This window comes from Pseudomonas sp. F01002, assembly GCF_004402115.1.
GTDB classification, from domain to species: Bacteria; Pseudomonadota; Gammaproteobacteria; order Pseudomonadales; family Pseudomonadaceae; genus Aquipseudomonas; species Aquipseudomonas frigoris.
Genome location: NZ_SOPU01000003.1, coordinates 189755 through 199950, shown reverse-complemented (window position 1 = coordinate 199950; position 10196 = coordinate 189755). Strand labels below are relative to the sequence as shown.

Genomic DNA, 10196 nt, shown 5'->3' with positions numbered 1-10196 from the left:
TGAGGCGGGGCGAAGCAGCGGATGAAAGGGTCATGGATCGGGATCGGCCTTGGGAAAAGGCGCAAGGATCACATGAGAATCGGCGCCTCGTCACGCCGAAAAAATCTCTGCAGACATCCGCAGATCCCCTGTGGGAGCGGCGGTGCGGCGATCCGACTTGCTCGCGAAGGCGGCGGGCCAGTCAACATCAATGTTGAATGAAAAACCGCTTTCGCGAGCAAGTCGGATCGCCGCANCCGCCGCTCCCACAGGGGGGTTGTGTAGAGTCTGGAAAACTAACTGGCCTCGAGAACCGCAACGTCTTCCGGCACCTTTACAAAAATGCTGTATTTCGCGCCTTCCATGGCTTCGAAGGCGATCAACTTCTCCACCAGCGGCCCATTCAACACCTTGCCGGCATTGAGCAGCAGCATGCCGTTGTCGGCATTGAGGTTGCGCGCCAGGATCATGCCCGCTGTCACTTCCCGCGTGCTCAGCACCTTCACTGACGGGTCGGCCAACGAGACATCGCTCAGGTACGCGGCACAGACCTGGATGAAATCCTCCACCAGGTCGGGATCGTAGAGTCGCCCGGCATAGCTGCGGATGTAGACCAGTGCTTCATCACTATTCATCTGTCGCTCGAGAATCAGCCCGCGCTGCAACTCGATGAAATCCACCGCCAGTTTCAACAGCCGCGAACCGAACGGAATCGCCTCGCCCTTGAGCCGGTCGGGGAAGCCGCTGCCGTCCCAGCGCTCCTGATGATGAAGAATCAGACGGGCGGCGTCCTTCATCGGATCGAGCGTCATCAACAGCGATTCGCTCTGCTTTGGATAACCGCGATAGCGCTCCCGATCGCTGTGATGCAGCAGGTCCGCGGGCGCGGTCATCATGCTGTCGGTCCAGCTCAGCTTGCCGATGTTGTAGAGCGCCGCGGCCATGGTCAGGTCGCGACTGGTGCCCTCGTCCAGGCCATGAAGTTTGCAGTAGACCCGCACCAGTTCGATGATCTGGCGGTTGGTCTGTTTGGCCGGGGGCAAGCGCAGGTTGGCCAGCAGCGAGAACACCTCGGTGCCGGTGACATAGCTGTGTTTGAGCTCTTCGTAGGCCAGGTCGAGCATGTCGGCGGTCTGCTGGAGTTCGGCGGTGCGGGCGGCGACGTGTTTTTCCAGGGTGATGTTGAGCGACTTCAACTGGTCGTTCTGCAGCCGGGTCAACTGCTCCAGACGTTGGCGTTCGCGCTCGGAGTATTGATGAGCCAGGGCCTGGCGCAAGGTCAGGAGCATTTCCTCGTCGTTCCAGGGTTTGCTGATATAGCGGTGAATCTTCCCTTCGTTGATCGCTTTGATGATCGTCGGCATGTCCGCGTAGCCGGTGAGCAGTATCCGGGTGGTCGTCGGGTAAAGCTGATGGATGCGGGCCAGCAGCGTGGCGCCGTCCATGTTGGGCATGCGTGCGTCGGTCATCACCAGGTCAATGGAGTGTTGCTCCATGATCTCCAGCGCCTGGGCACCGCTGGTGGCCAGCAGCAACTCGTAGGGCTGGCCGCGTAACAGGCGACGCAGGCTGTTGAGGATTGACTCCTCGTCATCGACCAGCAGCACCTTGGGTTTATCGTTCAAAGTCGTGGGGAGTTGCTCTTCCATGGCGTCACCTCAAGTGAAACGGGCACATCGTTGTGGCGGGCCCCGAGGCAAACATCCCCTATTGCCGGAGCCTGACCTACAGGCTAGATGATTTTCAGCCCGCCAACGGAAATGATTCAGCTCATTGAATTGCGCGAAGTGCTGGACAGACGACTATGCTCAGCTGACTCGGATCCATAATCTGTACGTTCGGCCAGGTGATCAGGGAAAGGAAGCCCCTCTATGAGAACACCGCATCAAACTGCTGCCGGTACTGGCGTATGTCGATAAATACGCTACTGGCGCGGACCAACCGGCGGATTCTTATCGTCGACGACACAGCCTCGATTCATGCGGACTTCGCCAAGATCCTCAGTCCGCCATCGATCGATGACGACAGCCTGATCAGCGCCGAAAATGCCCTGTTCGGCACCCCTGCGGCGCTATCGCTGCAAAGCTTCGTGCTCGACTCGGCGTTTCAGGGCCTCGAAGCCCTGGACAAGGTCGAAACGGCGCTGGCCAATGACATGCCCTACGCGATGGCCTTCATCGACATGCGCATGCCGCCGGGCTGGGACGGGCTGGAAACCATCGAACGGCTGTGGCAGGCCGATCCCAAGCTGCAAGTGGCGCTTTGCACCGCTTATTCCGACTATTCCTGGGAAGACATCGACGAACGCCTGGAACTGGGCGATCGCCTGCTGATTCTGAAAAAACCCTTCGATGCCATCGAAATCCGCCAGATGGCCAGCGCATTGACGGCCAAGTGGCAAATGACCGAAGACGCAGAGCTGAAGATGTCGCTGCTCGAACAGGCGGTCGAAGAACGCACCCGAGAGCTGTCCGACGCCAACATCATCGTGCAGAACAGCCCCACCATTCTGTATCGGTTGCGCGGCGAGCCGTCGTTTCCGTTGATGTATATCTCGCACAACATCACCAAATACGGTCATGTCGCGGCGAAACTGGTCGCCTCGGCCAACTGGTCCCAGGAACTGATCCATCCCGATGATCAAACGAAGGTCGACACCGCCATGGCCCGGGTGCTGGACCGTCATGCGGCGGGCGCTTCCATCGAATTCCGGATGCGCACTGGCGAAGGAGCCTGGCGCTGGGTCGAAAACCGCTACATCCCGGTGCGCGACGATGAAGGCCGTTTGCTGGAAGTCGAAGGCATCATCATCGACATCACTGAACGCAAACTGGCCGAAGAGAAAATCGCCCTGCTGGCCCGCACCGACGGGCTGACCGGGCTGGCCAACCGTGCGACGCTGATCGAGCGGTTGCACCAGGCATTCGCCTCTGCGCGTCGGGGGGCGGCACCGTTCGCCATGTTTTACCTGGACCTGGATCACTTCAAACGCATCAACGACACCCTCGGCCATCCGGTAGGCGACCTGTTGCTGCAAGAGGTTTCCCGCCGGATCAAGGCCTGCGTGCGCGAAAACGATGTGGTCGCCCGACTCGGCGGTGACGAGTTCGCGATCTTGCAGCTGGATGTCGGCGACCCGACCCAATCCGCGGCCCTGGCCGCCAAGATCCGCGACACGCTGGTACTGCCCTACTCCCTGGCCGGCAATGATGTGCGGGTCTCGGTGAGTATCGGCATCAGTAGCTGTACCCCGGAAAGCACCAGCGCCGACGGCCTGCTGACCCAGGCCGACATGGCGCTGTATCGCTCCAAGGAAAAGGGCCGCAACCAGTACCACTTCCACTCCGAGGAGATCAACCAGGAGGTGGTCGAACGCATGACCATCGCCAGCGACCTGAGAGCGGCCATCGAACACCAGGAACTCGAACTGCATTACTGGCCGGAAGTGGACCTGAGCAGCGGCAAAATCCTTGGCATGGAAGCTCAGGTCAGCTGGAACCACCCTGAGCGCGGTTTACTGGAAGCCCCGGCGTTCCTGCCCGCGGCGGAAAAGACCGGCACCATCGTCGCGCTCGGTCACTGGGTGCTGGATCGCGCCTGCCAGCAAATGCGCCAATGGCGCGATGAAGGCATGGCGCCGCCGGTGATTGCGATCAAGCTGTCCCTGGCCCAACTCAAAAGTGGTCCCGAACTGATCTATGACGTGCTGCGCACCACCGCGCGCTGGGAACTCTGCCCCTGGGACCTGCGCTTCGACGTCACTGAAGCGACGCTGGCCCAGACCAAATGGACCCACAACGATGTGCTGCCGCGCCTGCGTGAGCTGGGGGTAAAGATCGCCATCGACGACTTCGGCACCGAGTATTCCTCGTTCGACTACCTCAAGACCTACCAAGTCAATCACCTGAAACTTGCGCAGGCCTTCATCGACACCGCCGCCCGCGATCCGGCCAGCGCGAACACCCTGCGCGCCATCATCAACTTCGCCCGTGAAGTCGGGATCGGCATCATTGCCGAGGGCGTCGAAACCCAGGAGCAGCGCAGCGCGCTGATGGCCACCGGTTCACCGATGAACGCCCAGGGTTACTTCTTCAGCAAAGCGGTCAGCAGCCAGCAGGCCGCCGAGCTGCTGAAAGCCGGCAGCATCGTGCCCCCGAACCACGACATCGGGCCGATCCTGGACAACCCGCCACGCTTCACGGAGGACAAAGGATGAAATCGCCTTTCGTGCGGACCAACCGGCGCATCCTGATCATCGACGACACGCCCTCGATCCATGAGGATTTTCGCAAGATCCTTGGCCCGGAGATCGAAGGTGAAGAGCCCGGAGGTGAACAGACCCTCGCCAGTGCAGAAGAAGCCCTGTTCGGCACCGTGCAGCTTGATCGGCTGACGTTCCAGCTCGACTCGGCCTACCAGGGCCAGGAAGCCCTCGAACTGGTCAAGCGCGCACAGGCCGAAGGTCGCCCCTATGCCATGGCGTTCACCGACATGCGTATGCCACCGGGCTGGAACGGCCTGGAAACCATCGAGCAATTGTGGAAGGCCGACCCTCACCTGCAAATCGCGTTGTGCACGGCCTTTTCCGACTACACCTGGGAAGACATGGCCGAACGGCTGGAGTTCGGCGACCAGTTGCTGGTGCTGAAAAAGCCCTTCGACAGCCTGGAAATCCGCCAGATGGCCAGTGCCCTGACCTGGAAATGGCAGATGGCGCAGGACGCGGCGATGAAGGTCCTGAGCCTGGAGCAAACCATCGAGGCGCGGGTCCACGAATTGCTCAAGGTGTCGCACTTGTTGCAGTACGACGTACTGACCGAGCTGCCCAACAGCACGTTGCTCGGTGACCGGTTGAACCAGTCACTGGCCCTGTCCCGGCGCCATGACAAACAACTGGCCGTGATGTTTCTGGGCCTCGATCGCTTCAAGCGCATCAACAATGCCCTGGGTCATCCGGCCGGTGACGAAATGCTTAAACAGGTCGGGCGCAATCTGGTGGCGACGGTGCGCGAGTCCGACTCGGTGTTCCGCTACGGTTCCGATGAATTCGTGGTGATCCTCGCCGACGTCCGCCATCCCCAGCAGACCAAGGGCATCGCCGAAAAACTCTTGAACGCCATCCGCGCGCCCCAGCACATTGCCGGCCACGACCTAAGCGTGACCGCCAGCCTGGGCATCAGCATTTACCCGGACGACGGCTTCGATGCCATCGCGCTGATCAAGAAAGCCGAAACCGCGATGCGCAACGTCAAGGAAAGCGGCCCGAACGATTTCAGTTTTTTCATCGACGAGATGAACCAGCGCGCCCGGGATCAGCAAAGCATCGAGAGCGGCATTCGCCTGGCGCTGGAGCGCAACGAATTTGTCCTGCATTACCAGCCCAAACTGGACCTGGGCAGTGGCCAGGTGGTCGGGGCCGAGGCGTTGATTCGCTGGCAAAAACCGGGGCACGGCCTGGTCTACCCCTCGGACTTCATCAGTGTGGCCGAAGACAGCGGTTTGATCGTACCGTTGAGCAAATGGGTGCTGGCCGAGGCGTGCCGACAAGCCTGCGCCTGGCAGGCCGCGGGGCTGCCGAAGATCTATATGTCGGTGAATATGTCGGCCATCGATTTCCGTCAGCGGGACTTTGTCGACGGCATCGAACAGACACTCAAAAAAACAGGCCTGGAACCGGCCTTGCTGGAGCTGGAAATCACCGAGGGCGTGTTGATGCAGAACGTCGAAACCACGGTGACCGCCCTGACCCGGCTTAAAGTCATGGGCGTGCGACTGGCCATCGATGACTTCGGTACCGGTTATTCCAGCCTGAGCTACTTGCGGCGTTTTCCCATCGACGTGCTGAAAATCGACCAGTCGTTCATTCGCGGTTTAAGCAGAGACAGCAACGACGCCGCGCTGGTCAGCGCCATCATCAGCCTGGGCCGGAGCCTCAAGCTGACCATCATTGCCGAAGGGGTGGAAACCCTCGAACAACTGGATTTCCTCAAGGCCCATCAATGCGAGGAAGGCCAGGGTTTCTATTTCAGCAAAGCCGTGGAGCCTGACGCCTTCGTCCGGTATCTGGGGTCGGTGAAGCCCTCTTCATCCGCAGCCACGTGAACGATGCGCAACGACACACAGGCCCTACGCCAAGGAATTATCAGATGCCGCCTTCCTTTCACCGTCTGCTATTGGCGCCGTTGTTCGGGCTCTGCCTGAGCGCCAGTGCCGCGCCACTGGATGAAGCGCTCAAACCACTGCCGCCGGTGCCCCAACAGAATCCCCTGCGGGTCGAACTCGGTCGTCAGTTGTTCAATGAACCGCGCTTGTCGGTCGACAGCTCACTGTCCTGCGCCAGTTGCCATCGACTGGAAAACGGCGGCGCCGACAACAAGGCGTTTTCCATCGGTTTCGCCGGCCTTCCGTTGACGATCAACACCCCCAGCGTGTTCAACGCCAGCCTGAACTTCCGGCAATTCTGGAACGGCCGCGCCGACACCCTGGAAACCCAGATCCACGGCGTGGTGCAAAGCCCCAGTGAAATGGGCAGTAACTGGGAGCATGTGGTGCAGACACTGACCGCCGATGCGGCATATCAGGCCTCATTCGCCAACGCCTACCCGGACGGCGTGACCATGAACAATGTGCAGAATGCCCTGGCCACCTATGAGCGCACGCTGATCAGCGCCAACTCGCGTTTCGACCAATACCTGCAAGGCGATACCGACATTCTCACCCTCGACGAGAAATACGGTTACCAACGCTTCAAGGACTACGGCTGCATCGCCTGCCATCAGGGCGTCAACATCGGCGGCAACATGTTCCAGAAGTTCGGGGTCATGGGCGACTACTTCAAGACTCGGGGCAACCCCACCGAAGCCGACCTGGGCCGCTATCTGGTCACCAAGGACGAAGAGGACCGCAACGTGTTCAAGGTCCCGAGCCTGCGCAACGTCGCCGTGACCGCGCCGTACTTTCACGACGGCTCGGCCAAGACTCTTGAAGAGGCGGTGGATGTGATGTTCAAGTTCCAGCTCGGTCGTATTCCCTCTGCCGACGACAAGACGCTGATCATCAAATTCCTCAAGACCCTGACCGGTGAATGGGGAGGCAAGCCCTTATGAAAACGACTAACCGCCGCAACCTGGCGTTGCTTAGTGCCGTGGCCCTGATGCTGGCTTCGGTGCTGCTGTTCCTGTACCTCAAATCCAGCTCTAACCAGACGACGACCTACACCGAATCCCGGGACTTGATCGGCCGGATCAAGCAGCTGAACGCACAATGGGAAACCGAGATCCTCAAGGCCAGGGTCGCCATCAGTCACAACTACGATCCGTTGGTCACCCCGCTGACCGAGATAACGAACCTGTGGGAGCGGTTCGACACCATGGAGTCGAGCCATGGCCGCAACGACTCGCCCGTCTGGCGCGCCAGCCATGATGCGTACCTGACCGCCATGCAGGAAAAGACCCGCTTGGTGGAGCAGTTCAAGTCTCACAACGCCGTTCTTCGCAACTCGCTGGCGTTCCTGCCCACCGCCGAGGACGACATTCAGGAACAGCTGTCCAGGTTGGTGGATGAGGACCAACTGCAACTTCAGAACATTGCCACCGACACGTATGACTTGCTGCTCAGCAGCCTGGAGTTCGCTCAGGTCACCTCCGATGACAAGGCCGCCGACATCCTGCTCGGGCTGAACAAACTGGGGGTGAACAAACAGCGTCTACCTGAACAGTTCCACAGTCCGATCGATATTCTGAGCAACCACATTTCACTGATCCTGCGTGAGCAGCCGGTGGTCAATCGGTTACTGGAAAACATCGAAGCCGTTCCCGTGGCCGAACGCCTGGACGACATGACCAACCTGCTGAACACCGACCAGCAGCGGACCGATGCGGTCGACCAGCGCTATCACTTCTACATGCTGTTGTTTTCGGTGCTGTTGGTGTTGCTGCTGGTGTACCTGGCGATTCACCTGATGCGCAGTTTCACCGTGATCAATCGCGTCAACAAAGCCCTGCAAACCGCCAATGAGGACCTCGAACTGCGCGTTGAAGAGCGCACCCGCGAACTCAAGGATACCCAGAGCGAACTGCTCGACACCGCGCGTCAGGCCGGCATGGCCGAGATCGCCACCAATGTGCTGCACAACGTCGGCAACGTGCTCAACAGCGTGAACATTTCGGCCGACCTGGTGAGCCGCAAACTGCGCGGCAGCAAAGCGCAGGGCCTGGGTAAGGCCATGCAGCTGATCAACGACCATCCAGGCGACCTCGGCACCTTTCTGACCGAGGACGCGAAAGGCAAGTTGCTACCGGGTTACCTGAATCAACTGGTGGACGCGATAGCCCTGGAACAACAAAGCATGACCGAAGAGCTGGCCCAACTGACCAAAAGCGTGGACCACATCAAGGACATCGTCGCCACCCAGCAGTCCTACGCGGGCGCCAACAGCCTGATGGAACCGCTGCACATCAGCGAATTGCTGGAAGACGCCCTGCGCATGAACTCCGGCGCCTTGACCCGACACCACGTCACGGTGGTCAAGGAGTACAGCGACGTGCCGCAGGTCATGGGTGATAAACACCGGTTGTTGCTGATCCTGATCAACCTGATCAGCAACGCCAAATACGCGATGTCAGACCTCAGCAACCGCCAGCGGCAAATGACCCTGGGGGTCAAAATCGTCGAAGACAAGATCCTGCAAGTCAGCGTCAAGGACGACGGCGAAGGCATCGCCGAGGAAAACATGACGCGCATCTTTGCCCACGGGTTTACCACCCGCAAGGAAGGGCATGGCTTCGGCCTGCACAGCTGCGCCCTGGCCGCCATCGAAATGAACGGCCACCTCACCGCCCATAGCGACGGACCGGGCAAGGGCGCGCTGTTCACGTTGCAGATCCCGCTGAAAACCGTCAAGGAGGAAGCATGAGCGAGCTTTCGAACCGACGCATTCTGCTGATCGATGACACGCCGTCCATTCACGTGGATTTCCGCAAGATTCTCACGCCCATGCCCGAACAGACCGTCGAACTGGACGAGATGGAGGCCGCGCTGTTTGGCAACGAAGTGAAATCAACCAGCGCGTTGTTCGAGCTGGACTCGGCCTATGGCGGCCAGGAAGGCCTGGGCAAACTGAACGAAGCCTTGCAGGAAAACCGCCCCTACGCCCTGGCCTTCGTCGACATGCGCATGCCCGAGGGCTGGGACGGCGCGCAGACCATCGAACATTTGTGGCAGGCCGACCCGCGCCTGCAAGTGGTGGTGTGCACCGCCTATTCCGACTATTCCTGGGATGAATTGCTCGATCGATTGCAGGCGCATGACCGGCTGCTGATTCTGAAAAAACCGTTCGACAACATTGAAGTCCAGCAGATGGCCAACACCCTGTTGACCAAATGGGACATGACCGAACGGGCCAGCGTGCAGATGGACCATTTAGGGCAAATGGTCGAACGCCGAACCCGGCAGTTCACAGAGGCCAGCGTTGAGTTGCAGCGGGAAATCGACGAGCGTAAACAGCTTGAAACCCAATTGGTGCAATCGGAAAAACTCGCTTCATTGGGGCAACTCGCGGCCGGCGTCGCTCATGAAATCAACAACCCCATCGGCTTCATTTCCTCCAACCTCGGCACCCTGGATGGCTACTTCAAACAGCTGCAGGAAATGCTCGACGCCTATCGGGATGCGGAAGAGGCGATCGGCTCCAGCGAGCTCGTCGAGCGTTTGCACCAACTGCGCGAACGGGTCGAGCTGGAGTTCCTGCGCGAGGACATTCCGCTGCTGATCAAGGAATCCAAGGACGGCATCAACCGGGTCGGGCAGATCGTCAAGGACCTGAAGGACTTCTCCCGGGTGGACTCCAATCAAGAATGGCAGTGGGCCAATCTGCAACAGGGCATCGAATCGACCTTGAACATCGTCGCCAACGAACTCAAGTACAAGGCCGATGTGCTCAAGGAGTATCAGGTCCTGCCCGACATCGAATGCCTGCCTTCGCAAATCAATCAGGTGATCATGAACCTGATCGTCAACGCCTCTCAGGCCATCGGCCCGGAGCGCGGCACCATCACCTTGCGCACCGGGCTTGAAGCGGAAACGGTGTGGATCGAGGTCGCAGACACCGGCGCCGGTATTGCGCCGGACTGCCTGCAAAAAATCTTCGACCCGTTCTTCACCACCAAACCGGTGGGCCAGGGGACAGGGCTGGGGTTGTCCCTGTCCTATGGCATCGT

General features: G+C 59.8%; 6 protein-coding genes. 5 read left to right on the top strand and 1 reads right to left on the bottom strand.

Annotated elements, in window-relative coordinates; genetic code table 11:
• Positions 1 to 275: 275 nt before the first annotated feature.
• Positions 276 to 1628, bottom strand: a complete 1353-nt coding sequence (locus E3W21_RS01475) for an HD domain-containing phosphohydrolase (RefSeq protein WP_134417387.1) — start codon at positions 1626 to 1628, stop codon at positions 276 to 278.
• 260 nt (positions 1629 to 1888) lie between these two features.
• Here E3W21_RS01475 and E3W21_RS01470 point away from each other — a divergent pair, with 260 nt between their 5' ends.
• From E3W21_RS01470 to E3W21_RS01450, 5 genes are all read left to right on the top strand, one after another.
• The gene (locus E3W21_RS01470; RefSeq protein WP_129438072.1) at positions 1889 to 4195 is read left to right on the top strand and encodes a bifunctional diguanylate cyclase/phosphodiesterase; all 2307 of its coding nucleotides are present in this window, start codon (positions 1889 to 1891) and stop codon (positions 4193 to 4195) included.
• A complete protein-coding gene (locus E3W21_RS01465; RefSeq protein WP_134417385.1) occupies positions 4192 to 6081 on the top strand; it encodes a bifunctional diguanylate cyclase/phosphodiesterase in 1890 nt (629 codons plus the stop codon). Before E3W21_RS01470 ends, E3W21_RS01465 begins: the two co-directional genes overlap by 4 nt.
• 44 nt (positions 6082 to 6125) lie before the next feature.
• Entirely contained in the window at positions 6126 to 7085 is a 960-nt protein-coding gene (locus E3W21_RS01460; RefSeq protein WP_134417383.1) for a cytochrome-c peroxidase, read from the top strand.
• Complete coding sequence (locus E3W21_RS01455; RefSeq protein WP_134417381.1) at positions 7082 to 8893, top strand: DAHL domain-containing protein; 1812 nt, start codon at positions 7082 to 7084, stop codon at positions 8891 to 8893. The genes E3W21_RS01460 and E3W21_RS01455 overlap by 4 nt, the downstream gene beginning before the upstream one ends.
• Positions 8890 to 10196, top strand: a 1307-nt coding sequence (locus E3W21_RS01450; protein WP_256661469.1) for an ATP-binding protein, incomplete at its 3' end; no start/stop codon positions are given. The genes E3W21_RS01455 and E3W21_RS01450, both read left to right, overlap by 4 nt.